This window comes from Sphingomonas sp. GW822-FHT03G08 (assembly GCF_058801135.1).
Genome location: NZ_JBXAMZ010000001.1, coordinates 3,248,982 through 3,275,832, shown reverse-complemented (window position 1 = coordinate 3,275,832; position 26,851 = coordinate 3,248,982). Strand labels below are relative to the sequence as shown.

The following is a 26,851-nucleotide window of genomic DNA, read 5'->3' as shown; positions in this document are numbered from 1 at the left end:
AACTGATCGCGGAAGCCTTGTTCGCCGTCCCCGCGCCGAGGCTAACCTTCGGCGCCATGCGGGACGGAGTTATCAACCTGCGGCGAGCAGCCGTTCGTTCACTACCTTGCCGCCCCGGGTGAGGCGGATGGCGTTGCCGATTTCCTCGTCGAGGACCGGCTTGCCCTGCTCCTTGTCCCAGAAGGCGGATAGGAAGTTGAACAGGTTGCGCGCGAACAGCGCCGAGCTGTCGGCGGCGAGACGCGACGGCACGTTCCTGTGCCCGACGATCTTCACGCCGTGGATCGTCACGATCTCGCCGGCGACCGCGCCTTCGACATTGCCGCCGGCCTCGACCGCGAGGTCGACGATCACGCTGCCCGGCTTCATCGTGGCGATCTGGGCATCGCTGATCAGCCGCGGCGCGGGGCGCCCCGGGATCAGCGCGGTAGTGATGACGATGTCCTGCTTGGCGATATGCGAGGAGACGAGCTCGGCCTGGGCGGCCTTGTACTCGTCGCTCATCTCGGTGGCATAGCCGCCGGTGCCTTCGCCCTCGATGCCCTTCACCGCTTCGACGAAGATCGGCTTGGCGCCGAGCGACAGGATCTGCTCCTTGGTCGCCGCGCGGACGTCGGTCGCTGAGACCTGCGCACCGAGGCGACGCGCGGTGGCGATCGCCTGCAGGCCGGCGACGCCCACGCCCATGACGAAGACCTTGGCGGCCGAAACGGTGCCTGCCGCGGTCATCATCATCGGGAAGGCGCGGCCATATTCGGCCGCGGCGTCGAGCACTGCCTTGTAGCCCGACAGGTTCGACTGCGAGGACAGGATGTCCATCGACTGCGCGCGCGTGATGCGCGGCATGAACTCCATCGCCAGCGCCTCGAACCCGGCCGAGGCATAGGCATCGACCCGGGCGCGTTCGCCGAACGGGTTCAACCCCGCGACGATCCAGGCACCGGGCTTCGCGCCGGCAAGGCCGGCCGGATCCGGCCCCTGCACGCCGAGCACGATATCGGCATCCTTGAGCGTCGCCGCCCGCGCGCCAACGGTGGCGCCGGCATCGGCATAGGCCTGGTCGGCGATCGATGCATCCGCGCCCGCACCGGCCTCGACCGACACTTCGGCACCGAGCCCGACGAACTTCTTCACCGTTTCCGGAGTCGCGGAAACACGCCGCTCGCCGGCGGCGGCTTCCTTCAGAACCGCGATCTTCACTTGGCGGAGATCAGGAAGACGACGAGTGCAGCGATCAGGGCAACACCGACGGTGCCCCAGGTCATCATCGCCTTGAAACCATTCCACGTCTGCTCGTGCGCCTTGAGCTGCGCGGCATTGTCACCGGTGTCAGCCATTCGTCTCTCCCCTGAAACTTTATGCAGCGACTGTAGCCCCCAGCGCCGGCTCCCTCAACCCCGCCGCAGCTTCAGCAAGCTTAAGCCCGCCTTTACCCATCTGCTTTATCACGGTCGGCCTGAAACGGGACAGTAGGGACATGGAAGAGCGATGACGCGCAACGGCCAGCGCCTCCTGATGCTGATCGACGATGAGCCGGCCCAGCGCCGCCTCGTCGCAGCAATTGCCGCGCGCCGCGGCTGGAAGACGATCTTCGCGAGCGAGGCCGAGACCGGCATCGCCACGCTGGGCACGCCCGACGGGATGGCGCTCGACGCGATCATCCTCGACCATGCATCGCCCGACGCCGATGCGGCGGCGCTGATCGCCGAGCTGCGCGAGCGCCGGCCCCAGCTGCCGATCCTGATGCTCACCGCCAATGGTTCGGTCGCCAACGCCGTCAACGCGATGCGTGCCGGCGCGACCGACTTCCTGGTCAAGCCGCTCGCCGCCGAGCGCCTGCTCGCCGCGCTGGAAGCGGCCGTCGGCGGCAAGACCGCGGGCGAACTGCGCCCGCTCACCGAAAAGCTCTCCGCCCCGCTCGCCTTCGACGAGATCGTCGGCAGCGCGCCGCAGTTCCGCGCGGCCCTGGCCATCGCGGCCAAAGCTGCCCGTGCCCGCGTGCCCGTGCTGATCGAGGGCGAGAGCGGCGTCGGCAAGGAAGTGGTTGCCGAGGCGATCCACGCCGCCTCGCCGCGCAACAAGAAGGAAATGATCTCGATCAACTGCGGGGCGATCCCCGCCAACCTGGTCGAGAGCGAGCTGTTCGGGCACGAGAAGGGCGCCTTTACCGGCGCCTTCGAGCGCAAGATCGGCCGATTCGCCGACGCCGATGGCGGCACCATCTTCCTCGACGAGATCGGCGAGATGCCGCTCGACGCGCAGGTCAAGCTGCTGCGCGTGCTCCAGTCGGGCGAGATCCAGCCGATCGGCGCGCGCCATGCCCGCGAAGTCGATGTCCGGGTGATCGCCGCGACCAACAAGACGCTGCAGGCCGAAGTCGAGGCCGGACGCTTCCGCGAGGACCTGTATTACCGGCTCAATGTCGTCCAGGTGACGATCCCGCCGCTGCGCGAACGCACCGGCGACATCCCTGCGCTTGCCCGCCACCTGCTCGCCCGCATCGCCGACCAGCCGGGCCTGCGCGAGCTCGGCATCACCGACGACGCGCTCCAGCTGCTGGGCAGCTATGACTGGCCGGGCAATGTCCGCCAGCTCCAGAACGCCCTGTTCCGCGCCTCGGTGCTTTGCGACAATGACGGGCTGACCCGCGCCGATTTCCCGCAGATCGCCCAGCTCGCCGCCGGCCGCCCCATGGGCAATGGCCATCAGGCGCCCGGCGCGAACAATGCCGGTGTCACCCTGTTCCGCCCCGACGGCAACCTGCGTGCATTGGACGAGATCGAGGCCGATGTGATCCGCCTGGCGATCGGCCATTATCGCGGACGGATGACCGAGGTGGCCCGCCGGCTCGGGATCGGGCGCTCGACGCTCTACCGCAAGCTCGGCGAGCTGGGGATCGACCAGAGCGCCGCCTGAGCCTAGCCTGCGGCCATGCTGGCCGAGGCGCTCCACTTGCTCGAACGGGCCGCCGAACCGGGGGTGGCCGAAGGCATGCCGCGCTTCGGCATCGCCACGGCGGACCGCGTGATCGGCATCAGGGTCGGCACCCTCCGCGGCCTCGCCAGGACGCTCGGCCGGAACCAGGCACTCGCCGAGCAGCTCTGGGATGCCGGCATTTACGAAGCGCGGCTGCTCGCCTGCTTCGTCGGCGAGCCCAAGACCCTCACTGCCGAAGGCATGGACCGCTGGGCAGCGGGTTTCGACAATTGGGCGACCTGCGACACCGCCTGTTTCGACCTGTTCGACAAGAGCCCGCTGGCCTGGGACGCCGTGTACCGCTGGGCTGGCGACGAGCGCGAATTCGTCCGCCGCGGCGCCTTCGCGCTGCTCGCCGGGCTGGCGTTGCACGCGAAGAAGCTGCCGGACGCCCCGTTCCTCGAGGCGCTGCCCCTGATCGAGGCCCAGGCCGGCGACGACCGCAACTTCGTCAAGAAGGGGGTGAGCTGGGCGCTGCGGGCGATCGGCATGCGCAACCCCGCCCTGCACCGCTCGGCCGGCGAACTCGCCGAGCGGCTCTCCGCCGCGCCGCTTCCCGCCGCACGCTGGATCGGGCGGGACGCGGCACGCGACCTGGCGAGGCCGGCAGCCAGGCGGAAGGCCGGGCTCGGCTAGAGCATCAGCCAGTGCCAGAGCAGCCGGCCGGGCAGGAAGGCGAACAGCCCCGGCAGCAGCAGCGCGCCCGCATACATGCCCCACATGTGCCGCTTGTGCGCGGCGATGTCGCCGGCCCGTGCGGCGCGGACCGCGCGGTAAAGAGTGACGAATACCAGTGGCACGAACAGATGGATCCAGCCGAACTGGCCATGGTTCATGTTGCGGATGAAGATCGCCGAGCCCGCCGCGACCAGCATCAGCACACCCCAGATCCGCCCGAGCAGCTTGTGCGTCGCGTCGCCCTTGCGCGCCAGCAGCACCCATAGGCCTAGCGGGATCGCCGGCAGCACGCTCGACATATGGATCAGCACCGCGACCTGCTTCGCTTCATAGGTCGACGGCGTCACCCCGATCAGCACCCGCGCCACCGCGACGATCGTCGCGCCCGCCAGCACCGTGGCGACTGCGAGCATCGCCCCCTTGGCGAAACCCGACAGATCCTTCGTCCCGCCCATCGCACCTTCCCGAACTCCTGCATGGCTGGCCATTGCTTGCCTCCCGACGCTATTGGCGGGACCAGCATGGCCGGCGGCGACGGCCGGACAACCGCGTCTGCGCCGCCGGGCCGATTGCTGCGTGGGCGGGCAGCGATGCTCTGGGCGCTGCCATTTGGCGAAGCGCGAACGGGACGGGGGACGAACGGGTTTGGGCAGCGCACGGCGAATCCTGATCGACTGCACGATCATTCTGGGCGTGGGCGTGGTGCTGGCGCTGATCGGCCCGTTCGGGAGCTTCGCGGCGCCGTTCGGCCTCAGGCTGCTCTACTGGCTGGCGATGAGCTATGCCGGCTACTTCCTCTATTTCCCGGCGATGCGGGCGGCGAGCATCTTTGCGCCTCGGCTCGACCTGCCCGAATGGTCGCTATGGGCGGCAGCCTGCGTACTTGCGAGCGTGCCGATGAGCGTGGTGGTCTGGGCCGCCAATCTGATCTGGCATCCGGGGCGTTGGCTGCCCCTAGAGCAATGGATCGCGCATTATTTCAACGTGGCATTGCTGGCCGGGCTGGTCTGCACGCTGTTCTGGTTCACCCGCCAGCGGCGCCTTGCCAGGATCGCGCCGGCGCCCGAACCGGAAGCGCCGACCAGCGAGCCCGGCCTGCCCCGGCTGGCCGAGCGCCTGCCCCCGCACCTGCGCGCGGCACCGATCGCGCTCGAGATGGAGGACCATTATGTCCGCGTCCACACGCGGCACGGCTCAACCCTGTTGCTGATGCGGATGCGCGATGCCGTGGCCGAGCTGGACGGCATGCCGGGCGCGCTGGTCCATCGCAGCTGGTGGGTGGCGCGCGAAGCAGTGACCGGCACCCGGCGCGACGGACGCAATGTCCGGCTGCTGCTGACCGGCGGGATCGAGGCGCCGGTGGCGCGCGCGCAGGCACCGGGGCTGGAAGCCGCGGGCTGGTTCTAGGCGCTCCAACACGGCGGAGACCGCGACTCGCCAAAGTACACAAAGTACAGGCCAAGAGCCGGTTTTACGGCCCGCAATCTTCCCTGATTCCCCGGGTTAGGCGCGCATCCCGCAATATTGTTGCGCGCGCGTGATCCTATTTTCCTGCAGCCTCAGAGAGCGGCCGGCCAGGGACCGGCCGCCCGAGACGAGCAGGCGAAATCCTACATTGCAAGCCGCCCTAGCGGACCGCGACCAGCTTCGCCCTGGAGAGGTGCCAGTTCACATCGGCCGGATTGGCGCTCACCCCGGCAACGACGCGGTGGAGCGTGTAGCTGCCGCGGAAATGCTGGCGCTTGCCGTTCTTGAGCGTGGCATAGACATCGACCGGCACGGTGATCCAGCGCTGGCTCATGCCCGCATCGGCGTTGATCGGATTGCGCGTCTCGACCCGGCTGTGCGCCGTCGCGGCGAAGCCCTGGCGGAACGCGGCGAAGCTCTTGCCGCTGGCCTGGCCACCGCGATCCCACAGACCATAAGCGGTGCGGAAATCGCCGCGTTCGATCGCAGCGTAATAGGCCTGGACCGTATCGCGGGCATCCTGCGGGCCCGGCTCCCGGGCAAGTGCCGGCATCGGCGCGGCGACCAGGGCGAGGGCAAGGGCGAGACGCATGGTTCTTCTCCGTTTCTCTAGCGGGCGATCAGCGCCGAATCGCGCAGGCCACGCCAGACCCTCAACGCCTGAACCGTCTCGAATACATCATGAACACGGATGAGTTGCGCCCCGGCATCGGCACCCTTGAGCGCAAGCGCCAGGCTGCCGCCGAGCCGCTGATCCGCCAGCGCCTCGTTCGACAGCGCGCCGATCATCCGCTTGCGGCTGGCGCCGAGCAGCAGCCCGCAACCAATCCCGTGGAACAGCGCGAGGCCGTTCATCAGCACGAGATTGTCCTGCAGCGACTTGCCGAAGCCGATGCCCGGATCGACCAGGATCTTCGCCCGATCGACACCGGCCGCGGCCACGTCCTCGACCCGCTTCTCCAGCCAGTCATAGACGTCGAGCAGCACGTCCCCATAGCCATCGCCGCCGTGCGGGCCCTTTTCCGGCTCGGGCGAATGCATCAGCACGACCGGGCAACCGGCATTCACGACCACTTCCAGCGCCTGGGGATCGTAGAGCAGCGCCGCGACATCGTTGACGATATGCGCCCCGGCCTGAAGCGCCGCCGCCATCACCGCGGCGCGGCGGGTATCGACGGAGATCGCGGCACCACCGGCGGCGAGCTTGCGGATCACGGGAACGACGCGCTCGATCTCCTCGCCCTCCCACACCTCGGCGGCGCCGGGCCGGGTCGATTCGCCGCCGATGTCTAGGATCGCGGCGCCCGCCGCGGCCATGTCGACGCCCACGCCGGCGGCCGCATCGACATCCTCGCTGAGCGCACGCGAATCGGAGAAGCTGTCGGGCGTGCGGTTGAGGATCGCCATCACCTGGGGCTGGTCGAGCCGGACGACGCGCTCGCCAAGCTTCAGCGACGCGCGCGGGGCGGTGATGCGCTGGAGGATCGTGGCGACGCGGGGATCGTCCGGCAGATCGGCGACCGCGATCGTACGCTGGAACACGCGCTTGCCGCCTTCCCGCGCGATCAGCTCGAAGGCCGAGCACCAGCTGAGCCCGCCGGCGAGGCGGACGATTTCGCCGTCGCGGCTGACCGGCGAATCGGCGAGCTGGACGGGGCGGAGATAGAGCCGCGCGGTTGCGGGGAGATCGAAGGTCATGCGGCGACCGTTCCAGAGGTGATCCCGCATGGGAAGGGGAAACTTCTTGAGCCCCTCCCCTGAAGGGGAGGGGCTAGAGAGGCTTACGGCTGGGTCGCCAGCAAGTAGTTCTGGCGCAGCGCGTCGATCGGCTTGAGGCCGTCGGCGGCTTCATAGTTCCAGAAGGTCCAGCCATTGCACGACGGCGCGTTCTGCAGCGTCGCGCCAAGCTTGTGGATCGAGCCGGCCTGGCCGTCGCAGCTGAGCGAACCGTCCGCGCCGACCACGGCCTTCCAGCGGCGCTTGCCGTCGGTCAGCACGGTACCGGGCTTCAGGAAGCCGTTCTCGACCAGCTGGCCGAAGGCGACGCGCGGCTGGCTCTTGGGCGCCTGCATCGTCTTGAGCGCCGATTCGTCGAGCGGCAGCGCCGCTTCGATGCGCTCCCTGGCGGCTTCGACATAGGCGGTCTCGCGCTCGATGCCGATCCAGCGGCGGCCAAGCCGCTTGGCGACCGCGCCGGTGGTGCCGGTGCCGAAGAAGGGATCGAGCACGACGTCGCCCGGCTTGGTGCTGGCGAGCATGATCCGATAGAGCAATGCTTCGGGCTTCTGGGTCGGGTGGACCTTGGTGCCGCCCTTCTTGAGACGCTCCTGGCCGCCGCAGATCGGGAATTCCCAATCCGAGCGCATCTGGATCTCGTCGTTGAGCGTCTTCATCGAGCGATAGTTGAAGGTGTATTTCGCCTTCTCGCCGGTGCTCGCCCAGATCAGCGTCTCGTGCGCGTTGGTGAACCGGGTGCCCTTGAAATTGGGCATCGGGTTGGCCTTGCGCCAGATGATGTCGTTGAGGATCCAGAAGCCGAGGTCCTGGATCGCCGAGCCGACCTTGAAGATGTTGTGATAGCTGCCGATCACCCAGATCGTGCCGTCGTCCTTCAGGATGCGGCGCGCCTCGGCCAGCCATTCGCGGGTGAACGCGTCATAGGCGGCCAGGCTGTCGAACTTGTCCCATTCGTCGGTGACCGCGTCGACGGCGCTGCCGTCCGGACGGTTCAGGTCGCCACCGAGCTGCAGATTATAGGGCGGATCGGCGAAGATGCAGTCGACCGACTTTGCGGGCAAAGCGCGCATCGCCTCGATGCAGTCCTGCTGCAGGATCGTATCGTAGGGCAACACATCGACCCATGAACGCACCGTTGCCGGCTTGAGTCTGCCCTTTTCGAGAACCCCCATTAACCTCTTTCCCCTTGTTGGAGAGGCGGTTTCTGTCGGCGAATGGCCTCGCGTCAAGCGCTGATTGGTTAACGAAAAAACCTGCGATTCCGTTAACTTGTAGAACGCTCCACGAACTTATCCACATGCTGAGTCGCAAAGTTATCCACAGGCACAAGATATGGGGTGTGGCGAAAAAGACTCATTTCGCCTGTCGTGCGCTCGCCGGAACCGGAAGCGGATGACGGCGCGGCGGAAGGACCGGGATCGCCCGAATCAATGATTCGGCCAGCGCCGCCCCAAGGCATAGCAAGCTGGAGATCGCCGAATCATTCGGCGGCCGGGATCCCGAAGTCGAAATGCGCCTGGGCGACCGGCGCGAAGCTCCTGCGGTGGTGCGGCGTCGGGCCGAGAGTGCGCAGCGCTTCCTGGTGGACCTTCGCGCCATAGCCCTTGTTGCTCGCCCAGCCATAGCCGGGGTGGAGCGCGTCGAGCTCGATCATCATCGTGTCGCGGCGATGCTTGGCGACGATCGAGGCGGCGGCGATCGACAGGCAGAGCGCGTCGCCGCCGACCACGGCATGGCTCCGGTGCGTCCAGTCCGGGCAGCGATTGCCGTCGACCAGCACGAAGGCGGGCGCCGGGCCGAGCGCCTCGACCGCGCGGGTCATCGCCAGCATCGTCGCCCAGAAGATGTTGAGGCTGTCGATCTCCTCGACCGTGGCGATGCCGAGGCCGACCTGGGCGCAGGCGAGGATCTCGGCGCAGAGCCGCTCGCGCTTGAGCGCGGTCAGCGCCTTGGAATCGTCGACGCCCTCGGGAATGCACTTGGGATCGAGGATGACCGCGGCGGCGACCACCGGGCCGGCGAGCGGGCCGCGGCCGGCCTCGTCCACCCCGGCGACCGGGCCGCCGTGCAGCTTTCCATATTTCCGCTCGAACTTGAGATCAGGCATCGCCCACCCGCCATGGCGGATAGCGGCGCATCTCGCCAGCCTGGTAGAGACGAACCGAATTGCCGGCCGGATCGCGCAGCCGGGCTTCGCGCCAGCCCCAATTCTCGTCCTTGGGATCCTGCTCGAAGACGATTCCCTGCTGCTGGAGATAGGCGACGGTGACGTCGAGGTCGCCGCATTCGAAATAGACGACCGGGGCGGTGTAGCCGGGATCGGTGGCGATGCTGAAGGTGGCGCCGCCCTCGGTCTCGAACCGGGCATAGCGCGGGCTCGCGCGGACGACCTGGCGCAGGCCGAGCAGCCGGTAGAAGCGCTCGCTCGCCGCAAGATCGGCGGCGGGCACGGTCACCTGGTTCAGCATCGGCTCGAAGAAGCTCATGTTGAGGTCGAGCCGCACCGCCTGCTGCCCCATCGGGCCATGGCCGCGGCCGAGCCCGGGCGCCTCGCGCATCGCGATGCGGACGAAGCGGCGGGCGCGGCGGATCGCCTCGGGCAGGTCCCATTCGACCGCGAGCCCGCAGGCGATGGCGGAGGACAGGGTACAGCCGGTGCCATGGGTGTTGTCGCTGTCGATGCGCGGATTGCTCCACTCGATCTCGGGCGGATCCTCGGGATCGGCGGAATAGAGCCGATCGGTGACCACGGGCCCCTCGACATGCCCGCCCTTGACCAGCACGGCGCAGCGATGCGCCTCGACCAGCGCGCGGGCATCGCCGCCCAGCGCCGCCAGCTCGGGGATATTGGGGGTGACGACGGTGGCGCGGTCCATCAGCCGCTCGAACGCGGCGATGGTCGTATCATCCGCCAGGGTGGCGCCGCTCGAAGCGATCATCACCGGATCGAACACCACCGGGATGCCGGGCAGCTCGGCAAGCTTCCCGGCCACCGCCAGCGCGGTGCGGGCCGAGCCGATCATGCCGATCTTGATCGCATCGACGCCGATGTCCGCCACACAGGCATCGATCTGCGCCAGCACCATCTCGGTCGGCACCGGATGCACGCCGGTGACGCCCAAGGTGTTCTGCGCGGTGATCGCGGTGATCGCGGTCATCGCATGGCCACCGAGCATGGTGACGGTCTTGATGTCCGCCTGGATGCCGGCGCCGCCGCCGGAATCCGAGCCGGCGATGATCAGGATGCGCGGTGTCATATCCTCAGCCCCTGGGTTTCAACCCTTGTACCGGCGCTCCGTGCTCGCCGGATTGTTCGCCAGCGCCTTACCGACACGCGCCGGCCGGTCCAACAGTTCGCCGCCGCAATTGGGGCAGCGTTCGTCGAGTGCATCGGTGCAATCGGCGCAGAAGGTGCACTCGAACGAGCAGATGAAGGCGCCGCCCTCGTCCGCCGGCAGATCGGCGCCGCAGCGCTCGCAATCGGGGCGCATCTCGAGCATCAGGCAGCAGCCTCGCGCACCACGTCGCAGATGCGGTCGACCACCGCTTCCACCTGCGCCTTGTCGTCGCCCTCGGCCATCACCCGGATCACCGGCTCGGTGCCCGACGCGCGGATGACGAGGCGGCCCTTGCCGTCCAGCTCCGCTTCGGCCGCGGCGATCACGTCCTTCACGCGCGAATCCTCCAGCGGCTTGCCGCCCTTGAAGCGGACATTCTTGAGCAGCTGGGGCAGCGGATCGAAGCGATGGAGCACTTCGCTGGCCGGCGCGCCGGCGCGAACCAGCTCGGCCAGCACCTGGAGCGCCGCGACCAGACCATCGCCCGTCGTGGCATAGTCGGACAGGATGATGTGCCCCGACTGCTCGCCGCCGACATTATAGCCCGACGCGCGCATCTTCTCGAGGACGTAGCGATCGCCCACCGAGGTGCGGATCAGACCGAGGCCCTGCGCCGAGAGGTGCCGCTCGAGCCCGAGGTTCGACATGACGGTGGCGACCAGGCCGCCCCCGGCAAGCCGGCCCTGCCGCGCCCAGCCGCCGGCGATCGTCGCCATCAGCTGGTCGCCATCGACCACCTTGCCCTGCTCGTCGACCACGATGAGGCGATCCGCATCGCCATCGAGCGCGATGCCGATATGCGCGCCGGAGCCGACCACGGTCTCGCACAGCGTGTCGGGCGCGGTCGAGCCGACGCCGTCATTGATGTTCTTGCCGTTGGGGGTGACGCCGATCGCGATCACTTCGGCGCCGAGCTCCCACAGCGCCGAGGGCGCGACCTGGTATGCCGCGCCATTGGCGCAATCGACGACGATCTTGAGCCCGTCGAGCGTCAGCTCCTCGGGGAAAGTCGACTTGGCGAAGTGGATGTAGCGGCCGCGCGCATCCTCGACGCGCCGGGCACGACCGATATCGGCCGAAGCCGCGAGCGGCACCTCCCCGTCGATCAGCGCCTCGATCGCCAGCTCGTCCTCGTCCGAAAGCTTGAAGCCGTCGGGCCCGAACAGCTTGATGCCGTTGTCGGCATAGGGATTGTGGCTCGCCGAGATCATCACGCCCATGTCGGCGCGCATCGAATGGGTGAGCATCGCCACCGCCGGAGTCGGCATCGGCCCGAGCAGCACCACGTCCATGCCGACGCTCGTGAAGCCGGCGACCAGCGCGTTCTCGAGCATGTAGCCCGAAAGCCGCGTGTCCTTGCCGATCACCACCCGGTGGCGGTGATCGCCGCGCCGGAAGTGCGCGCCTGCCGCCATGCCGACCTTCATCGCCATCGCCGCGGTCATCGGCGACAGGTTCGTCGCCCCCCGGATTCCGTCCGTCCCGAAATATTTTCTTGCCATGTGCCGTTTTCTCGCGACCTTGCAGGCCCTCAACCGCCACCGGATTAGCGCGGAAACTCCAAAAGGGCGAGCATGTCGCAACCAACTCGTATTCTATTGTCGCTTATTGCCGGACTGGTCGTCGGCGCGCTGCTCGCCGCGTACGCGCCGTCCGGTGCGACGATCGCGGCCGACTGGGCCCAGCCGATCGGCCAGGCCTGGCTCAACGGCCTGCAGATGACGATCGTGCCGCTGGTCGTGGCGCTGCTGATCACCGGCGTCGCCGCCACCGCTGAGGCCGCCCAGGCCGGGCGGCTGGCTGCCCGCGCCATCGCGCTATACGTCATCGTGCTGGCGCTGTCGGCGACCGCCGCCGCGATCCTGACCCCGCTGTTCCTCCATTTCGCCCCGCTGCCGCACGAATCCGCCACCGCGCTGCGCGGCGCGCTGGCCGGCGCCGAGAAGATCGGCCCGGTGCCGCCGATCGGCGATTTCCTGGCGGCGATCATCCCGGCCAACATCGTCAAGGCCGCGGCCGAGAACGCGTTCCTGTCGCTGATCATCTTCTCGCTGATCTTCGCCTTCGCGATGACCCGGGTGGGCGGCGAGGCGCAGAAGCTGCTCACCGACTTCTTCAAGGCACTCCGCGACGTGATGCTGGTGGTGATCGACTGGGTGCTGTGGGTCGGACCGGTCGGCGTGTTCGCGCTGGCACTGGTTGTCGGCGCCAAGGCCGGCACCGGCGCGTTCGGCGCGCTGATCCATTACATCCTGATCGTCGCGGGCGTCGGCCTGGCGGTGACGATCTTCGCCTATCCGGTCGCGGTGTTCGGCGGGCGGGTGCGCCTGGGCGCCTATACCCGCGCCGCGCTGCCCAGCCAGGCGGTGGCGCTGAGCACCCAGAGCTCGCTGGCGACCCTGCCGGTGATGATCGAGGGCTCGGGCAAGCTCGGCGTGCCGGTGGCCGTATCGGGCGTGACGCTGCCGCTCGCCGTGGCGATTTTCCGCGCGACCGGCCCGGCGATGAACTTCGCGGTGGCCATCTATGTCGCCGAATGGTTCGGCGTGCCGCTCAGCCCCGCCACGCTGGCGGTGGGCGTGGTCGTCGCCACCCTCACTTCGCTCGGCTCGGTCAGCCTGCCCGGCACGGTCAGCTATGTCAGCGCGATCGCCCCGGTGGCGGCAACGATCGGCGCGCCGGTGAGCCCGCTCGGCCTGCTCGTCGCGGTCGAGACGCTGCCCGACATCATGCGCACCGTCGGCAACGTCACCTGGGACATCGCCGCGACGACCTGGCTGTCGCGCCGCGCCGGCAAGGTGCCGCTGGACGAGGCTGACGCGATCCTCGCCCACGACAGTTGAGCGGGCGCCAGGCGGGGGCATGGCTCGGCCTGCTCGCGGCTTCGGCAGTGGGCACGGCGATCCTGGAATGGATCGGGCTTTCGGCGGGGCTGCTGCTCGGGCCGATGCTGGCGGCGATCGCCTTTTCCGCGCGCGGCGCCCGGCTGAGCCTGCCCAGGCCGCTGTTCGTCTGTGCCCAGGCCGTGATCGGCTGCCTGATCGCCGGCACGCTCGTTGTCGGCGCCTTTTCGCGGGTGATGGCAGAGTGGCCACTGTTCCTGGGGGTTACCGCGGTTACGCTCGGCGCGAGTAGCCTGCTCGGCTATCTGCTCAGCCGCTGGCAGGTGCTGCCCGGCAGCACCGCGATCTGGGGATCGATGCCGGGCGCCGCCTCGGCCATGGTGGTGATGGCCGATGCCTTCGGCGCGGACGCGCGGCTGGTGGCGTTCATGACCTATACCCGTGTGGTCTCGGTCGCGGCGGTGGCCTCGATCCTCGCAGCGGCGCTCGGCGCGCATCATGGCGGCGACTGGCTGGTGACGATGCTGGCCCCCGCACCGCTGATCCCCTCGCTGGCGACCTTGTCCGTTGCAGGGATCGGCGCGTTCGTCGGCCTGAAGCTGCGCATCCCGGCCGGCGCGCTGCTGGTGCCGATGGCGGCGGGGATCACGCTGCACGCGCTCGGCATGTTGCGGATGACCCTGCCCGAGCCGGTGCTGGCGGTAAGCTATGCGCTGGTCGGCTGGCGGATCGGCCTGGCCTTTACCCGCGAGACGCTCACGGTTGCCGGCCGGGCATTGCCGCGCGTGCTGCTCGCCACTTTCACGCTGATCGGCTTCTCCGCCGCGCTCTCGCTGCTGCTGTCCAGGCTGACCGGCATCGACCCGGTGAGCGCCTATCTGGCGGTGAGCCCGGGCGGGCTCGATTCGGTGGCGATCATCGCGACCTCGGTGCCGGTGGACCAGCCCTTCGTGATGGCGATGCAGGCGCTGCGGTTCCTCGCGGTGCTGGCGCTGGGGCCGACGCTGGCGCGGTTGGCGGCCGGGCGGTTTGCCAAGAGTACCGTCGAGGGATCGCCCGGCCGCCCCCTTCCTCCGGGGAAGTGATCGGCGGAGCCTGCCCCGCAGCCTCCGGTTCACGCCTTCGGCATGAACTTCCCGATCACTTCATCAGCACAAGCTCTTCCGACATGGTCGGGTGCAGCGCCACGGTCTGGTCGAAGGCGTCCTTGGTCAGGCCCGCCTTCACCGCCACCGCCGCCGCCTGGAGAATCTCCGGCGCGTCCGGCCCGATCATGTGGAGGCCGACGACCCGGCCGGTCGTGCCGTCGCAGATCATCTTGTAGAGAGAGCGCTCGTTGCGATCGGCGAGGACATTCTTCATCGCGCGGAAATCGCTCTGATAGACCGCGATCGAGCCGAGCTTGTTGCGCGCCTCGCTCTCGGTCATGCCGACGCCGGCCATCGGCGGGTGGCTGAACACGGCGCTCGGGATGCAGGAATAATCGACCTGGTGCGGCTTGCCGCCGAAGATCGTGTCGGCGAAGGCCTGCCCCTCGCGGATCGCGATCGGCGTGAGCTGCACCCGGTTGGTCACGTCGCCCACCGCATAGATCGAATCGACCGACGACATGTTGTCGGCATCGACCTGCACCGCGCCCTTGGCGTCGAGCTGCACGCCGACATCCTCAAGGCCAAGCCCCGTCGTATTGGGCACCCGGCCGGTGGCGAAGATCACGCAATCGACTTCGATCGGCTCGTGCTTGCTGAGCGTCACCTTGAGCGCGCCGCTCTCCAGCTTCTCGATCGACTTGAACTCGCAATGGAAGCGGAAATCGATGCCCTTCATCAACGAGATCTGGAGCAGCCGGTCGCGCATCGAATGGTCATAGCCGCGCAGGATGACATCGGTGCGGTTGACCAGGGTCACATGGCTGCCGAACTCGTTGAAGATGCCGGCGAACTCGTTGGCGATATAGCCGCCGCCGGCGATCAGCACGCGCTTGGGCAGCGTGTCGAGGTGGAAGACCTCGTTCGAGGTGATGCCGAGATCGCTGCCCGGGAATTCCGGCACATGCGGATGCGCGCCGGTGGCGACGAGGATGTACTTGGCCGTGACCTTGCGCCCGCTCGCCAGCGTCACTTCGTGCGGGCCGGTGACGGTGGCGCGCTCGAGAAAGGTCTCGACCTGGTTGTTGTGCAGCGTCTGCGTGTAGAGGCCGTTGAGGCGATCGACATCGGCCAGCACATTGTCGCGCAGCACCGCCCAGTCGAAATCGCATTCGGGCACGTTCCAGCCGAAGCGGCGGGCGTCCTTCAGGTCCTCGGCGAAATGCGCGCCGTAGACGAGCAGCTTCTTGGGCACGCAGCCGCGGATCACGCAGGTGCCGCCGATGCGATATTCCTCGGCCACCGCGACCCTGGCGCCATAGGCAGCCGAGACGCGCGAGGCGCGGACGCCGCCTGAACCTGCACCGATCACGAAGAGATCATAATCGTATTCGGCCACGCGCTAATCCTTCCCACTCAATTCGAGGCCGGGAGATAGGGCGTGGGGGCGCCGATGCCAATGCGGGGCACGGCCGCCGAAGCAGCGGAAACCAGTCTATCGCACTGCCTGGTGCGCGTAGCTGAGGATTCGCGCCACACGCCAGCCGTCCGGCCCCTTCTTCCACAGCTGGACGAAATGCGCCTTGCCGACCAGCTTCTCCGGCCCGTCGCCCTGGCGCTCGTAGAAGACATGGTCGCCTTCCTCGATCGCGCCATAGCCGGGCACCGGATCGACCCGTAGCGTCTCGGGCAGCAGCGCGCGGCGACTGCGCCAGGCATCGGGCGCCTTCTTCGCCTCGCACCCCTTTGCATAGAGCGCGACGAAAGCGTCCCCGCTGGTCGCCACCACCCCGTCCTTGTCGTGGTACATCTCGAAATCAGGCGTGACCTGCGAGGCAAGCCGCGCCGGATCGCAGCGCTCGAAGAAGGTCTCGAACAGCGCCGCATCCGCCGCCTTCACTTCGGCGAGGAGCGCCGGATCAGACGCGGACTGCAGCAAGGTTAGCGAAAGCGCGGCGGCGAGGAACATGCGGGTCTCCGATGTGTGTTATTTGCATAATACACATCGGCACGGGTCCGGCAACCGCCTGTCAGGCGGGCACCAGCTCCGCCCGCTCGGTCTCGGCGATCCAGCCGCCACCGAGCACGCGCTCGCCGGCATAGAGCACCGCGGCCTGGCCCGGGGCGACGCCATATTCCGGCGTCTCGAACACCACGCGGCCATCCTCGAGCCGTGCGGGTACCGGCTTGGCGAGGCTGCGCACCTTGGCGGTCATCGGGCCCGCATAAGAGCCGCCCAGCCAGTTGATCCCCTCGATCCGCGCCGCGCGCACCGCCAGCGCCCGCTTGGGACCGACGATCACCTGCCTGGTGACCGGATCGAGCCGCAGCACATAATAGGGCTCGGGCGCGCCGCCGATCTCGAGCCCGCGGCGCTGGCCGACGGTGAAGTGGATCAGCCCCTTGTGGCGGCCGAGCAGCTTGCCCGATTCGTCGACGATCTCGCCCTGGGTCTCCGCCTCGGGCCGCAGCTTCTTGACCAGCGTGGCATAGTCGCCGTCGGGCACGAAGCAGATGTCCTGGCTGTCGGGCTTGCCCGCCACGGCCAGCCCGAGCTGCGCCGCGAGTTCGCGCACCTGCGGCTTGGGCATGCCGCCCAGCGGAAAGCGCAGGAAATCGAGCTGGGCCGCGGTGGTCGCGAACAGGAAATAGCTCTGGTCGCGCGCCGGGTCGTACGCACGGTGCAACTCGGCGCCTTCTGCCCCCATCACCCGCTGGACATAATGGCCGGTCGCCAGGCAATCGGCACCCAGGTCGCGGGCGAGTGCGAACAGATCGGTGAATTTCGGCCCCATGTTGCACTTCACACAGGGAATCGGCGTGCGCCCGGCGAGATATTCGTCGGCGAAATCGTCGATCACTTCGCTTTTGAAGCTCGACGCATGGTCGAAGACATAGTGCGCGATGCCGAGCTTGTCGCAGACCGCGCGGGCATCACGGATGTCGCGACCGGCACAGCACGAGCCGGCGCGGCCAACCGCTTCGCCATGATCATAGAGCTGCAGCGTCACGCCGATCGTCTCGGCGCCGGTGGCCGCGGCAAGCCCGGCCACGACCGAGGAATCGACCCCGCCCGACATGGCGACGACGATGCGGCGCGCCTTCAATGGCGCCTCGAGCTGGAAGTCTCCTGCGATCATGATCGCGCGCATTTAGGCACTCGTAGTTCCCCGCGCCACCCCGGTTGGATTCCGGTAACGCTGGTTAAGCGCTCGTTTTCACCTGCTTTACGGACCCTTCAAGACTTTTGGGTAGAAAGCCCAAATCCGAGTTCAACTTGTCGGATGGGTAGAAGAGCGCGTGGACCTGAGTTTTGCCAGACTGGAACGCGACGTGGCGATCACCGCCATGCCGACCGAACTGGCGGTACTGCTGGTCGGCGTGGCGGCGCGCCAGGCGGCGAGTCCCACGGCACGCGCGCAGGCCCGGTTGGCGCTGATCGCGCCGGTCGAGCAGCTTCTCGCACCTGCGCACGGGGCATTCCACCGCCTCGCGGCGCGCGCGCTAACCCGTCGTCAGGAAGAATGAAGAGCGAATTTACCGAGGCGTTTTAGCCGATGTTCAAAGAGCGACGAATATCGGTGGGTGTGTTCAGTTTGCGTAGCGGGGGCCCCCCGCCCCGAAAGGCGAGTAGATGATTGAGAACCAGAAGATCCGTCCCGCGAAAGTGATCGGCCCGCTCGGCGAGCCGCTTACCCTCGAGACGCTGCCGCCGGCGGACACCACCCGCTGGGTGGTCCGCCGCAAGGCCGAGGTGGTCGCCGCCGTCAATGGCGGGCTGCTCAGTGTCGATGAGGTTTGCGAGCGCTATGGCCTCACCGTCGAGGAATTCGCGGGCTGGCAGCGCGCGATCGACCGTTCGGGCATGCCGGGCCTGCGCGTCACGCGCATCCAGCATTATCGCTCGCTCTACGAGCGCCAGCAGAAATACTGATCTCTTCCTCGAAGAGCAGGCATCGGCCCGCCCCGGCACGCCCGGGGTGGGCCTTTTTCTTTATGGTTCTCGGGAAAAGTTCCCGTTTCCGTGCAAAATATCGGAACGGAACCAACATGAGCGCCCGCTCATTTTTCCTTCGTCGCCCGGTCCGCGGGCCTAGATAACGGAGGGACTTATGGTGAGCCTTATCGTTTGGCTGGTCATCGGCGGTGTCGTCGGCTGGCTCGCCAGCATCGTGATGCGTACCGATGCCCAGCAGGGCATTTTCCTGAACGTGATTGTCGGCATCGTCGGCGCCTTTATCGGCGGCTGGCTGTTCGGCAGCGGTGACATCAACAGCGGCGTGATCAACCCGACCACGTTCCTGGTGTCGCTGGTAGGCGCGATCGTTCTGCTCGCGCTGGTCAATCTGGTCCGTCGCGGTTCGCTGCGCTAACCGGATCCAGGATTCAAAAGGGGCCGCCCCGCGAGGGACGGCCCCTTTTTCATGCGCGAATTACTTGAGCAGGAAGCGCACAGAGACGGTAACGTTCAGCTCGCGCTCGCCCGCCACGACCTCGAGCTTGTCGGCAACCATCCCGGCACTGGCCCGCATCGCCATCATCGGCACCGGCGGCATCGGCAGCGATCCGCCCTCGGAGATCGCCAGGATGCGATCGACCTTGAGCCCCGCCGCCTGGGCATAGAGCTCGGCCCGCGCCCGCGCCTTCTTGATCGCATCGGTCCGCGCCTCGTCGAGCGCGCCCTCGGGCTTGTCGACCGTCAGGTTTGGGCCCGAGATGTTGTTGGCACCCTCGCGCACCAGCGTATCGAGGATCGTGCCGCTCTTCGCGATATCGCGGAAGCGAATCGATACCTGGTTCGATGCCTGGTAGCCGGTGATCACCGGCGGCTCGTTCTGGGCATAGCGATATTGCGGGCTGAGGTTGATCGTCGCGGTCTGGATGTCGCGCTCGGCTACGCCCGACTTGCGCAGCGCGGCCAGGACCTTGGTCATCTGCGCATTGTTCTGCTGCATCGCCACCGCGGCGGTGCTCGCCTGGGTGACCACGCCCGCCTCGATCACCGCGAGATCGGGCACGCGCGTGCTGGTGCCGGTCGCGCTCACATCGAGCACGGTGCCGTCGATCAGCACCGGGCGCGCGTCGCTCTGCGCGGCAGCGGGAAGCGCCGCGACGGTGATCGCGGCAGCAGAAGCGGCAAGAGCCAGTCGAATCATCATTCACTCCAACATGATTGTCCCGCACACAGCCATGCCGCGCGCGGGACAAATGGAAGCTGAACGGAAATCGGGCACGGGCCGGCGCAGGCCCGCGTCCCGAAGAAATTACGCCCGGCGCACCATGATCAGCCGGTAGAGCGCCAGCAGCACCACCGAACCGGCGGTGGCGGCGGCATAGGCCTGCCAGGTGCTGTCGCGCACTTCGAGACCCAGCATCGGCGTCAGGTAAAAGGCCAGCAGCGCCCCCGCGATGCCCAGCAGGATCGTCACGATCACCCCGCCCGGATCCTTGCCCGGCATGATCAGCTTGCCCAGCACACCGGCCACCAGGCCGATGAGCAGCCACCCAATAATCCCGTGCGGCATGAATTCCCTCCTCGATTCGGCCCGTCTCCCCCGAGCCGCGCGGAAGGTCGCGCTAGTGCGACTTCATTGCAACTGTTTCTTGACGGAAACGGTTCTGGAAACATCCCGGATACTTGCGGAAAATGGCCGGAACGGGCATTTGCCCGGCCACGCGAAACGGCTCTTGTAGCCGGTGCCTTATTCATCTAATACAGTGCGATCAACTTGGGGGCAGCGGCCGATTTCGGCCGGATCGGAATGTCGCACATGAATTACGAGGCAGGGATGTTCGGACGACAGGAGCGGCTGGAATATAGTGGGGATGCGCCGAAGTCGCGGCGGTGGCTTTGGATTACGCTGATCGTCCTCGCGATCGTCGTCGCCGGCTTCTTCACCATGGGCAAGTTCATGAGCGGCACGCAGGACGCCGGCGCCACCAAGGCGGCCAGCAAGTCCGGCGGCAACCAGTCGCAGATGCCGACCGTCACGGTCACCACGCCCGGCCGCCAGGCCGTGCAGACCGTGATCAGCGGCACCGGCAGCCTTGCCGCCAAGCGCGAGATGCCGGTTGGCGTCGTCGGCGAAGGTGGCCTGGTCACCCGCGTCCTGGTCGAGCCGGGCACCTGGGTCGGCAAGGGGCAGGTCCTCGCCACTGTCGATCGCTCGGTCCAGGTCCAGACCGCCGATTCGCTCGCCGCGTCGGTGCGCGTCGCCGAAGCGGACGCCAAGCTCGCCCAGGCCAATCTAGACCGCGCCCAGAGCCTCGTCTCGAACGGCTTCGTGTCCAAGGCAGACATCGACCGGCTGACTGCCGCGCGCGACCAGGCCTCGGCCCGCGTCCGCGTCGCCCGCGCCCAGCTCGCGGAGACCCAGGCACGCAACCACCGCCTCGACATCCGCGCGCCGGAAGCCGGCCTGGTGCTCACCCGCCAGGTCGAGCCGGGCCAGATCGTCAGCGGCGGTTCGGGCGTGCTGTTCCGCATGGCGATGGGCGGCCAGATGGAGCTGCGCGCGCAGCTCGCCGAGGCAGACCTCCTGCGTACCCGCGTCGGCTCGACCGCGCAGATCACGCCGACCGGCAGCACCCAGGTGTTCAGCGGCACGGTGTGGCAGGTCTCGCCGGTGATCGATCCGAACACCCGCCAGGGCATTGCCCGCATCCAGCTCGCCTATAACCCGGCGCTCCGCCCGGGCGGCTTCGCCAGCGCGCAGATCATCACCGGCGCCGAGAACGCCGTGATCCTGCCCCAGTCGGCGATCCAGAGCGATGCGCAGGGCAATTATGTCTACACTCTCGACCGCGACAACAAGGCGGTCCGCACGCCCGTCGTCACCGGCGCGGTGACCGATTCGGGCGTCTCTGTGACGCAGGGCCTGACCGGCAACGAGCGCGTGGTGATGACCGCCGGCGCGTTCCTGAACCCGGGCCAGAAGGTCATCCCCCAGCTCCTGAAGAAGTGAGATCCAAGCGATGAGCTTCCGGAACATCTCGGCCTGGTCGATCCGGAATCCGATTCCGCCGATCGTCCTGTTCCTGTTCCTCACGGTTGCGGGCCTGATGAGCTTCAACCGGATGGACGTTAACAACAATCCGGACATCGATTTCCCGATCGTCTGGATTGCGATCAGCCAGCCGGGCGCCGCGCCCAGCGAACTCGAGACGCAGATCACCCAGCAGGTGGAAAGCGCCGTTCGCAGCCTGCAGGGCATCGACGAGATCAACTCGACGGTGACCGAGGGCCAGTCGCAGACCGTCGTCCAGCTCGCGATCGGCACCCCGATCGATCGCGCGGTGGAGGACGTGCGCAGCGCGGTCCAGCAGATCCGCGGCAACCTGCCCGACGGCATCCTCGAGCCGCAGATCGGCCGTGTCGATTCGGCGAGCGACAACGACATCGCCAGCTTCACCGCGATCGCGCCCGACATGACCGTCGAGCAGCTGAGCTGGTATATCGACAACACGGTGGCGAAGAGCCTGCTCTCGATCACCGGCATGTCGGCGGTGAACCGCAATGGCGGCGTCAACCGCGAGATTCGCGTCCAGATCGATCCGGCCAGGCTTCAGTCCTATGGGCTCACCGCCAGCCAGGTGAACCAGCAGCTGCGCGCGGTGAACATGAACGCCGCCGGCGGCCGCGCCGAGATCTCGGGCTATGAACAGTCGGTCCGCGTGCTCGGCAACGCCAAGAACGCCTATGCGCTCGGCCAGACCCAGATCTCGACCGGCAATGGCCGCACCGTGCGCCTCGCCGACATCGCGACGGTGACCGACAGCTATGCCGAACTGCGCAGCGCCGCGCGCTTCAACGGCCATGCGGTGATCTCGTTCGACATCCAGCGCGCCAAGGGCGCGTCGGACGTCGCGATCTTCCACGAGGCGGAGAAGAAGCTCCAGCAGCTCGAGAAGAACAACGCCAAGGTCCATTTCGAGCTGCTGTCGAACTGGTCCAAATATGCCGAGCAGCAATATCACTCGGCAATGGAAGCGATGATCGAGGGCGCCGTGCTCGCGGTCATCGTGGTGCTGCTGTTCCTGCGCGACTGGCGCGCGACGTTCATCTCGGCACTGGCGATCCCGCTCTCGGCGATCCCCAGCTTCTGGTTCATGGACATGCTGGGCTTCACGCTCAACCAGATGACGCTGCTCGCGCTCAGCCTGGTCGCCGGCGTGCTGGTCGATGACGCGATCGTGGAGATCGAGAACATCGTCCGCCACATGCGCATGGGCAAATCGGCCTATCAGGCGGCGATCGACGCGGCCGACGAGATCGGCATCGCGGTGCTCGCCACCACCATGTCGATCGTCGCGGTGTTCCTGCCGGTCGGCCTGATGCCGGGCGTGTCGGGCCAGTTCTTCAAGAACTTCGGCCTCACCGTCGTCGCCTCGGTGCTGATGAGCCTTGCGGTGGCACGTCTCGTCACTCCGATGATCGCGGCCTATTTCCTCAAGGCGCACGGCCATGCCTCGCACGGCGAAGGCCGGATCATGGACGGCTATGTGAAGCTGCTGCGCTGGACGCTGCACCATCGCTGGTCGGCGATCGCCGGCTTTGTCGGTTCGCTGGCGCTCACCGTGGTGTTCTTCGCGATGCTGCCGATGACCTTCCAGCCGACCCAGGACGAGGACCAGGTCACCGCCAATGTCGAGATGGTGCCGGGCACCACGCTCGAGCAGACCGACGCCGTGGTGCGCCGCGTGGCGGCGCGCCTGCGCCAGGAGCCCGACGTCCAGAACGTCTATGAGCGTGCGTTCGTCGGCAGCGGCCGCGTGACCGCGATGCTCAAGGACGATCGCAAGGAGACCAGCGACGAGTTCACCCGGCGGATCACGCCGGACCTGCTCGCCATCCCCGATGCCCGTGTCGGCTTCCGCGCACAGGGCGGCTGGGGCTCGAGCGGCCGCGCGCTGACCGTGACGCTGGGCGGCGAGGATCCCGAGCTGCTCACCAAGACCGCGCTCACCCTGGTCGACCAGATGCAGAAGATGCCCGAAGTGGTGGCTCCGCGCATCGCCGGCGACCTCAACCGCCCCGAGATCGTAATCAAGCCGCGCCTCGACCTGGCGGCGAACCTGGGCGTGACCACGGCCGCGCTGTCGAACGCGATCCGCATCGCGACGCTGGGCGACATCGATCAGAACAGCGCGAAGTTCTCGCTGTCCGATCGCCAGATCCCGATCCGCGTGGCGCTGCAGGAAGATGCGCGCGCCAAGCTATCGACGATCCAGAACCTGCCGGTGCAGACCCAGACCGGCGGTTCGGTGCCGCTCGACGTCGTCGCCGATATCGGATTCGGCACGGGCCCGACCAAGATCGAGCGCCTGAACCTCCAGCGCCGCGTCGTCATCGGCGCAGACCTGGCGACCGATCCGAAGACCGGCAAGGCGATCGTCTCGGGCCTGGCGCTGCAGAAGATCCACCAGCTGCCGATCATGAAGAACCTGCCGATCGGCGTGGCGGAAATGACCGTCGGCAACGCCAAGTGGCAGGCGGAGATGCTCAACAACTTCTTCATCGCGCTGGCGACGGGCATCTTCCTCGTCTTCGCGGTGCTGGTGCTGCTGTATCGCCGCTTCATGTCGCCGCTGGTGAACATGGGTTCGCTGCTCAACGCGCCGCTGGGCGGGCTGATCGCGCTGTGGATCGCCGGCCAGCCGCTATCGCTCCCGGTGTTCATCGGCATGCTGATGCTGTTCGGCATCGTCGCGAAGAACTCGATCCTGCTGGTCGACTTCGCGCTGGAGGAGATGGCCAAGGGCGTCGACAAGTTCACCGCGATCGTCGATGCCGGGCACAAGCGCGCCCAGCCGATCGTGATGACCACGGTGGCGATGGTCGCCGGCATGGTGCCGACCGCGCTGTCGCTCAACGGCGACGGATCGTGGCGCGCGCCGATGGGCATGACCGTGATCGGCGGCCTGATCCTGTCGACGGTGCTCACCCTGGTGATGGTCCCCGCATTGTTCAGCCTCGCGGTCGGCCTCGAGCACTGGCTCGGACCGAAGCTGTCGCGCCGCCTGCTCACCTTCCGGCCGGGCGATGACGGCAGCCGCGTGATCGGCCATGGCCATGGCGGCGGCACGATCGAGCACAAGCCCGGGGACGATGCACCGCAACCGGCGGAGTGAACTTGATCGCGTCTGATGTATTGGAGAGCGTGTGACGAAGTTGCGCGCTCCCCTTTCTTCATCCGAGGCCGTGCCGACGCCGCTGCGCCGGATGCGGCTGGTCGCCACCGGGCTGCTCGTGGCGATGGCCGCGATCTTCCTGCTCGCCCGCGCCTTCGACCATCTCCACCCGGCACTGGGCTATGTGCGCGCCTTTGCCGAGGCGGCGATGGTCGGCGGCCTCGCCGACTGGTTCGCGGTGACGGCACTGTTCCGCCACCCGCTCCACCTTCCCATCCCCCACACCGCGATCATCCCGCGCAACAAGGACCGGATCGCCTCCACCCTCGCCCAGTTCCTGCGCGACAATTTCCTGACCCCCAAGGTCGTCGCCCGGCGCATGCAGCGCCTCGACATCGCCGCCGCCGCCGGCCGCTGGCTCGCCAATCCGGTGCATGGCGACGGCCGCATCGGCCGCGGCGCCAGCCGGCTCGCCGCCGACTTCCTCGAATCGCTCGACCAGGAGCGCCTCGGCGGCATGGCCAAGGGCGCGATCGCCGCGCGGCTGCGCGCGATCGACATCGCCCCGCTGCTCGGCCAGGCGCTCGGCGCCGCGATCGCCAAGGACCGCCACTTGCCCCTGCTCGACGGCATGACCCGCTGGGCCGCCCGCGCGCTCGACGCCAACGAGCACCTGATCCGCGAGATGGTCCATAGCCGCGCCGGCAGCATCATGCGCTGGACCGGGCTCGACGAGACGCTGGCCAACAAGATCATCGAGGGGCTGGAGAAGCTGCTCGTCGAAATGAACGAGGACCCCGGCCACCCCCTGCGCCTCAAGGCCGAGGAAGGGCTCGAGCGGCTCGCATACGACCTCCAGCACAAGCCCGAGCTGCGCGAGCGCGTCGAAGCCTTCAAGCTCGAGATGCTCGAGAACCAGGCCTTCCAGCGCTGGATCGACGGGCTGTGGGAAACCAGCCGCACCGCGCTGCTCCGCCTGGCGCGCGACCCCGGCAAGGCGCTGGGCGGCAAGATGGGCGAGACGCTGCGCCAGTTCGGCGTCACCCTGCAGGAGGACCGCAAGCTCGCCGACACGATCAACCGCTTCGCGCGCCGCAGCGCCGTGGGGGCCGCGACCGATTATGGCGATGGCATCGTCCGGCTGGTCTCGGACACGATCAAGGGCTGGGATGCGCAGACCATCACCGGCCGGCTGGAGAATGCCGTGGGCCGCGACCTGCAATATATCCGCATCAACGGCACGCTGGTCGGCGGCCTGGTCGGCGTGCTGATCCACACGGTGGATACGCTGCTGTAGCTGCGCCCTTCGTCACCCGGCCTTGGGCTGTCATCCCGCTGCCTTGCCCCGCAGAAGAAGAAGCGGGATCCCGGCTCAACGCCGGGATGACGGACGCATTGGGCCCATCCTGCCTCAGACAGCAACGCCTTCCAGCACGATCTCGCCCTGGTCCTCGCCGTCCCAGTAATGCGCCCGGACGCCGTGCACCTTGATCAGCACCAGTCCCGGCGTATCGACACCTTCCTTGAACCAGAGCGAAAGCCCCTTGGTCCAATGGTCCTCGAACGCCGCCTTGTCGTTGATCAACTCGGCGACGCCTTCGACATGGACGAATACCGGCTTCATGCCGAGCAGCCCGGCCTTGCCGTGAAAGGCGAGGCCCACCTGCGCATTCGCCTTCAGGTCCGCGATCAGCCGCGTGTCCTCGCAGGCGAAGAACCAGTTGTCGCCGTCATAGTCGACGTCGCGATTGTTGCTCATCGGGCGGGCTGCAATGGTGCCGCCTTCGCTATGCGTCGAGAGCATCGCGAAATCGACGTCCTTCATCATTTCCGCCAGTTGTTCCAGCGTCTTGGCCATGATCCTCTCCGCATCTTGTGTGCGGAGGGAAGAACGAACGCCGTGGCTATTATCTCCAGTCGAGGATCGGCCAGCCCTTATCCGCGGCGAGCCTGCGCAGCGGGCCATGCGCGTTGACCGCATAGCCCTCGTCCGCCCAGTCGAGCATCGGCGCGTCGGAGACATGGTCCGAATAGGCGCGGACATGGGCGCTACCGCGCGGAATCGCCTGCCCCGCCATCCAGCTCTCGATTCTATGGAGCTTTACGGGCCCGTAACAGTTATCGCCTTCAATCAGGGAGAGAATTCGGCCTTGCCCATCGCGCTTAGCCTCGGTTGCGATCACGTCCTCGATGCCCAGGCGCCGGGCGATCGCCGCGGCATAATAGCCGTGCGAGGCGGTCGCCATGACGATCCGGTAGCCCTCGGCCCGGTCCGCCGCGATCCGTTCGCGCGCGCCGTGGAGCACGCCGTGGGTCACTTCATGCTCGGCAAACGCTTCCGCGACCTTCGCCATCTCCTCCGGCGTGAGCGCGCCGCCGAGCAGCAGCCGCTGCGAGAATTGCTTGAGGCCCGCGCGATCGACCTGCTTGAGCAGATAGCCGATCCCGGCCACGGCCACCGCCGGGAACAGCGCCAGCCGCCACGGCGCCCGCGCCTTTGCCGCCGCCACCAGGAAGCGCGTCCAGGTCGGCGCGGCGGTGATGGTCTTGTCCATGTCGTAGATTGCGAGACAGTGCATTGATGCATCTACGA

The 26,851-nt window shown here is 67.6% G+C and carries 28 protein-coding genes; 11 read left to right on the top strand and 17 right to left on the bottom strand.

The features are described 5' to 3' along the window. Window positions 1–72: 72 nt before the first annotated feature. Together AC1RJ5_RS15280 and AC1RJ5_RS15275 are read right to left on the bottom strand one after the other, a co-directional pair. On the bottom strand, window positions 73–1,200 hold the full coding sequence (locus AC1RJ5_RS15280; RefSeq protein ID WP_493114125.1) for an NAD(P) transhydrogenase subunit alpha: 1,128 nt from the start codon (window positions 1,198–1,200) through the stop codon (window positions 73–75). Beyond that, complete coding sequence (locus tag AC1RJ5_RS15275) at window positions 1,197–1,337, bottom strand: aa3-type cytochrome c oxidase subunit IV (protein WP_184163885.1); 141 nt, start codon at window positions 1,335–1,337, stop codon at window positions 1,197–1,199. The genes AC1RJ5_RS15280 and AC1RJ5_RS15275 overlap by 4 nt, the downstream gene beginning before the upstream one ends. 151 nt (window positions 1,338–1,488) lie before the next feature. Between AC1RJ5_RS15275 and AC1RJ5_RS15270 the strand changes: the two genes are divergently transcribed. Both AC1RJ5_RS15270 and AC1RJ5_RS15265 read left to right on the top strand, forming a co-directional pair. Further along, a complete protein-coding gene (locus AC1RJ5_RS15270; RefSeq protein WP_184163883.1) occupies window positions 1,489–2,916 on the top strand; it encodes a sigma-54-dependent transcriptional regulator in 1,428 nt (475 codons plus the stop codon). 15 nt (window positions 2,917–2,931) lie between these two features. Continuing rightward, the gene (locus AC1RJ5_RS15265) at window positions 2,932–3,612 is read left to right on the top strand and encodes a DNA alkylation repair protein (RefSeq protein WP_493114122.1); all 681 of its coding nucleotides are present in this window, start codon (window positions 2,932–2,934) and stop codon (window positions 3,610–3,612) included. Here the strand turns inward: AC1RJ5_RS15265 and AC1RJ5_RS15260 are convergent. Beyond that, window positions 3,609–4,142, bottom strand: a complete 534-nt coding sequence (locus AC1RJ5_RS15260) for a DUF2306 domain-containing protein (protein ID WP_493114120.1) — start codon at window positions 4,140–4,142, stop codon at window positions 3,609–3,611. The genes AC1RJ5_RS15265 and AC1RJ5_RS15260 overlap by 4 nt on opposite strands. Window positions 4,143–4,299: 157 nt before the next feature. On the opposite strand from AC1RJ5_RS15260, the gene AC1RJ5_RS15255 reads away from it, so the two are divergent. Further along, complete coding sequence (locus AC1RJ5_RS15255; protein WP_342248651.1) at window positions 4,300–5,061, top strand: LytTR family DNA-binding domain-containing protein; 762 nt, start codon at window positions 4,300–4,302, stop codon at window positions 5,059–5,061. Window positions 5,062–5,281: 220 nt separating this feature from the next. Here AC1RJ5_RS15255 and AC1RJ5_RS15250 read toward each other — a convergent pair whose 3' ends face one another. The 7 genes from AC1RJ5_RS15250 to glmM all read right to left on the bottom strand — a co-directional run bounded on the left by AC1RJ5_RS15250 (window position 5,282) and on the right by glmM (window position 11,698). Beyond that, window positions 5,282–5,713 carry a hypothetical protein gene (locus tag AC1RJ5_RS15250; RefSeq protein WP_493114118.1) on the bottom strand — a complete coding sequence of 144 codons (432 nt, stop codon included), beginning with the start codon at window positions 5,711–5,713 and terminating at the stop codon, window positions 5,282–5,284. A 17-nt stretch (window positions 5,714–5,730) separates the two neighbouring features. Then, complete coding sequence (gene folP / locus AC1RJ5_RS15245; RefSeq protein ID WP_493114116.1) at window positions 5,731–6,819, bottom strand: dihydropteroate synthase; 1,089 nt, start codon at window positions 6,817–6,819, stop codon at window positions 5,731–5,733. An 83-nt stretch (window positions 6,820–6,902) separates the two neighbouring features. After that, window positions 6,903–8,030, bottom strand: a complete 1,128-nt coding sequence (locus tag AC1RJ5_RS15240) for a site-specific DNA-methyltransferase (RefSeq protein ID WP_269573154.1) — start codon at window positions 8,028–8,030, stop codon at window positions 6,903–6,905. A 308-nt stretch (window positions 8,031–8,338) separates the two neighbouring features. After that, the gene (rnhB, locus tag AC1RJ5_RS15235; RefSeq protein ID WP_493114114.1) at window positions 8,339–8,965 is read right to left on the bottom strand and encodes a ribonuclease HII; all 627 of its coding nucleotides are present in this window, start codon (window positions 8,963–8,965) and stop codon (window positions 8,339–8,341) included. Then, the gene (gene thiD, locus AC1RJ5_RS15230; RefSeq protein ID WP_342248655.1) at window positions 8,958–10,115 is read right to left on the bottom strand and encodes a bifunctional hydroxymethylpyrimidine kinase/phosphomethylpyrimidine kinase; all 1,158 of its coding nucleotides are present in this window, start codon (window positions 10,113–10,115) and stop codon (window positions 8,958–8,960) included. Before thiD ends, rnhB begins: the two co-directional genes overlap by 8 nt. Window positions 10,116–10,133: 18 nt before the next feature. Further along, complete coding sequence (locus tag AC1RJ5_RS15225) at window positions 10,134–10,358, bottom strand: DUF1272 domain-containing protein (protein WP_184163858.1); 225 nt, start codon at window positions 10,356–10,358, stop codon at window positions 10,134–10,136. After that, entirely contained in the window at window positions 10,358–11,698 is a 1,341-nt protein-coding gene (gene glmM, locus AC1RJ5_RS15220) for a phosphoglucosamine mutase (RefSeq protein ID WP_342248656.1), read from the bottom strand. Before glmM ends, AC1RJ5_RS15225 begins: the two co-directional genes overlap by 1 nt. A 72-nt stretch (window positions 11,699–11,770) precedes the next feature. Between glmM and AC1RJ5_RS15215 the strand changes: the two genes are divergently transcribed. Together AC1RJ5_RS15215 and AC1RJ5_RS15210 are read left to right on the top strand one after the other, a co-directional pair. Beyond that, a complete protein-coding gene (locus AC1RJ5_RS15215; protein ID WP_184163853.1) occupies window positions 11,771–13,039 on the top strand; it encodes a dicarboxylate/amino acid:cation symporter in 1,269 nt (422 codons plus the stop codon). Next, the gene (locus AC1RJ5_RS15210) at window positions 13,036–14,124 is read left to right on the top strand and encodes an AbrB family transcriptional regulator (protein WP_493114110.1); all 1,089 of its coding nucleotides are present in this window, start codon (window positions 13,036–13,038) and stop codon (window positions 14,122–14,124) included. The genes AC1RJ5_RS15215 and AC1RJ5_RS15210 overlap by 4 nt, the downstream gene beginning before the upstream one ends. 55 nt (window positions 14,125–14,179) lie before the next feature. Here the strand turns inward: AC1RJ5_RS15210 and gorA are convergent, their stop codons facing one another. From gorA to mnmA, 3 genes are all read right to left on the bottom strand, one after another. Then, a complete protein-coding gene (gene gorA / locus AC1RJ5_RS15205) occupies window positions 14,180–15,526 on the bottom strand; it encodes a glutathione-disulfide reductase (protein ID WP_269573159.1) in 1,347 nt (448 codons plus the stop codon). Between the two features lie 96 nt (window positions 15,527–15,622). Next, complete coding sequence (locus AC1RJ5_RS15200) at window positions 15,623–16,096, bottom strand: nuclear transport factor 2 family protein (protein WP_269573160.1); 474 nt, start codon at window positions 16,094–16,096, stop codon at window positions 15,623–15,625. A 61-nt stretch (window positions 16,097–16,157) separates the two neighbouring features. After that, window positions 16,158–17,267, bottom strand: a complete 1,110-nt coding sequence (mnmA, locus tag AC1RJ5_RS15195) for a tRNA 2-thiouridine(34) synthase MnmA (RefSeq protein WP_342248727.1) — start codon at window positions 17,265–17,267, stop codon at window positions 16,158–16,160. A gap of 160 nt (window positions 17,268–17,427) precedes the next feature. On the opposite strand from mnmA, the gene AC1RJ5_RS15190 reads away from it, so the two are divergent. From AC1RJ5_RS15190 to AC1RJ5_RS15180, 3 genes are all read left to right on the top strand, one after another. Further along, on the top strand, window positions 17,428–17,655 hold the full coding sequence (locus AC1RJ5_RS15190) for a hypothetical protein (RefSeq protein WP_269573162.1): 228 nt from the start codon (window positions 17,428–17,430) through the stop codon (window positions 17,653–17,655). Between the two features lie 106 nt (window positions 17,656–17,761). Beyond that, on the top strand, window positions 17,762–18,061 hold the full coding sequence (gene sciP / locus AC1RJ5_RS15185; protein ID WP_184163844.1) for a CtrA inhibitor SciP: 300 nt from the start codon (window positions 17,762–17,764) through the stop codon (window positions 18,059–18,061). A 181-nt stretch (window positions 18,062–18,242) separates the two neighbouring features. Then, window positions 18,243–18,500: a GlsB/YeaQ/YmgE family stress response membrane protein gene (locus AC1RJ5_RS15180; protein ID WP_116840180.1), complete on the top strand. Its 258-nt coding sequence runs from the start codon at window positions 18,243–18,245 to the stop codon at window positions 18,498–18,500. Window positions 18,501–18,560: 60 nt separating this feature from the next. Here the strand turns inward: AC1RJ5_RS15180 and AC1RJ5_RS15175 are convergent, their stop codons facing one another. Continuing rightward, entirely contained in the window at window positions 18,561–19,286 is a 726-nt protein-coding gene (locus AC1RJ5_RS15175; protein WP_269573163.1) for an SIMPL domain-containing protein, read from the bottom strand. A 105-nt stretch (window positions 19,287–19,391) separates the two neighbouring features. Then, complete coding sequence (locus AC1RJ5_RS15170; protein ID WP_184163839.1) at window positions 19,392–19,652, bottom strand: GlsB/YeaQ/YmgE family stress response membrane protein; 261 nt, start codon at window positions 19,650–19,652, stop codon at window positions 19,392–19,394. 246 nt (window positions 19,653–19,898) lie between these two features. On the opposite strand from AC1RJ5_RS15170, the gene AC1RJ5_RS15165 reads away from it, so the two are divergent. From AC1RJ5_RS15165 to AC1RJ5_RS15155, 3 genes are all read left to right on the top strand, one after another. Next, on the top strand, window positions 19,899–21,092 hold the full coding sequence (locus AC1RJ5_RS15165) for an efflux RND transporter periplasmic adaptor subunit (RefSeq protein ID WP_269576524.1): 1,194 nt from the start codon (window positions 19,899–19,901) through the stop codon (window positions 21,090–21,092). 10 nt (window positions 21,093–21,102) lie between these two features. Continuing rightward, the gene (locus tag AC1RJ5_RS15160; RefSeq protein ID WP_269573164.1) at window positions 21,103–24,258 is read left to right on the top strand and encodes an efflux RND transporter permease subunit; all 3,156 of its coding nucleotides are present in this window, start codon (window positions 21,103–21,105) and stop codon (window positions 24,256–24,258) included. Window positions 24,259–24,349: 91 nt separating this feature from the next. Continuing rightward, a complete protein-coding gene (locus tag AC1RJ5_RS15155) occupies window positions 24,350–25,555 on the top strand; it encodes a DUF445 domain-containing protein (RefSeq protein WP_269576525.1) in 1,206 nt (401 codons plus the stop codon). A 114-nt stretch (window positions 25,556–25,669) separates the two neighbouring features. On the opposite strand, the gene AC1RJ5_RS15150 is transcribed toward AC1RJ5_RS15155, so the two are convergent. Continuing rightward, window positions 25,670–26,116, bottom strand: a complete 447-nt coding sequence (locus tag AC1RJ5_RS15150; RefSeq protein WP_493114104.1) for a pyridoxamine 5'-phosphate oxidase family protein — start codon at window positions 26,114–26,116, stop codon at window positions 25,670–25,672. A 49-nt stretch (window positions 26,117–26,165) separates the two neighbouring features. Beyond that, a complete protein-coding gene (locus AC1RJ5_RS15145) occupies window positions 26,166–26,837 on the bottom strand; it encodes an HAD family hydrolase (RefSeq protein ID WP_493114102.1) in 672 nt (223 codons plus the stop codon). Window positions 26,838–26,851 lie beyond the last annotated feature (14 nt).

Bases quoted from the DNA above. Each gene is read 5' to 3' on its own strand.
- AC1RJ5_RS15200 (WP_269573160.1), bottom strand. From the start codon at position 16,096: ATGTTCCTCGCCGCCGCGCTTTCGCTAACCTTGCTGCAGTCCGCGTCT.
- AC1RJ5_RS15265 (WP_493114122.1), top strand. From the start codon at position 2,932: ATGCTGGCCGAGGCGCTCCACTTGCTCGAACGGGCCGCCGAACCGGGG.
- AC1RJ5_RS15160 (WP_269573164.1), top strand. From the start codon at position 21,103: ATGAGCTTCCGGAACATCTCGGCCTGGTCGATCCGGAATCCGATTCCG.
- AC1RJ5_RS15225 (WP_184163858.1), bottom strand. From the start codon at position 10,358: ATGCTCGAGATGCGCCCCGATTGCGAGCGCTGCGGCGCCGATCTGCCG.
- AC1RJ5_RS15165 (WP_269576524.1), top strand. From the start codon at position 19,899: ATGAATTACGAGGCAGGGATGTTCGGACGACAGGAGCGGCTGGAATAT.
- AC1RJ5_RS15260 (WP_493114120.1), bottom strand. From the start codon at position 4,142: ATGGCCAGCCATGCAGGAGTTCGGGAAGGTGCGATGGGCGGGACGAAG.
- thiD (WP_342248655.1), bottom strand. From the start codon at position 10,115: ATGACACCGCGCATCCTGATCATCGCCGGCTCGGATTCCGGCGGCGGC.
- AC1RJ5_RS15145 (WP_493114102.1), bottom strand. From the start codon at position 26,837: ATGCACTGTCTCGCAATCTACGACATGGACAAGACCATCACCGCCGCG.
- AC1RJ5_RS15170 (WP_184163839.1), bottom strand. From the start codon at position 19,652: ATGCCGCACGGGATTATTGGGTGGCTGCTCATCGGCCTGGTGGCCGGT.
- AC1RJ5_RS15175 (WP_269573163.1), bottom strand. From the start codon at position 19,286: ATGATGATTCGACTGGCTCTTGCCGCTTCTGCTGCCGCGATCACCGTC.
- AC1RJ5_RS15270 (WP_184163883.1), top strand. From the start codon at position 1,489: ATGACGCGCAACGGCCAGCGCCTCCTGATGCTGATCGACGATGAGCCG.
- AC1RJ5_RS15155 (WP_269576525.1), top strand. From the start codon at position 24,350: ATGCGGCTGGTCGCCACCGGGCTGCTCGTGGCGATGGCCGCGATCTTC.
- AC1RJ5_RS15150 (WP_493114104.1), bottom strand. From the start codon at position 26,116: ATGGCCAAGACGCTGGAACAACTGGCGGAAATGATGAAGGACGTCGAT.
- rnhB (WP_493114114.1), bottom strand. From the start codon at position 8,965: ATGCCTGATCTCAAGTTCGAGCGGAAATATGGAAAGCTGCACGGCGGC.
- sciP (WP_184163844.1), top strand. From the start codon at position 17,762: ATGATTGAGAACCAGAAGATCCGTCCCGCGAAAGTGATCGGCCCGCTC.
- mnmA (WP_342248727.1), bottom strand. From the start codon at position 17,267: ATGATCGCAGGAGACTTCCAGCTCGAGGCGCCATTGAAGGCGCGCCGC.
- folP (WP_493114116.1), bottom strand. From the start codon at position 6,819: ATGACCTTCGATCTCCCCGCAACCGCGCGGCTCTATCTCCGCCCCGTC.
- AC1RJ5_RS15250 (WP_493114118.1), bottom strand. From the start codon at position 5,713: ATGCGTCTCGCCCTTGCCCTCGCCCTGGTCGCCGCGCCGATGCCGGCA.
- AC1RJ5_RS15240 (WP_269573154.1), bottom strand. From the start codon at position 8,030: ATGGGGGTTCTCGAAAAGGGCAGACTCAAGCCGGCAACGGTGCGTTCA.
- AC1RJ5_RS15275 (WP_184163885.1), bottom strand. From the start codon at position 1,337: ATGGCTGACACCGGTGACAATGCCGCGCAGCTCAAGGCGCACGAGCAG.
- AC1RJ5_RS15215 (WP_184163853.1), top strand. From the start codon at position 11,771: ATGTCGCAACCAACTCGTATTCTATTGTCGCTTATTGCCGGACTGGTC.
- glmM (WP_342248656.1), bottom strand. From the start codon at position 11,698: ATGGCAAGAAAATATTTCGGGACGGACGGAATCCGGGGGGCGACGAAC.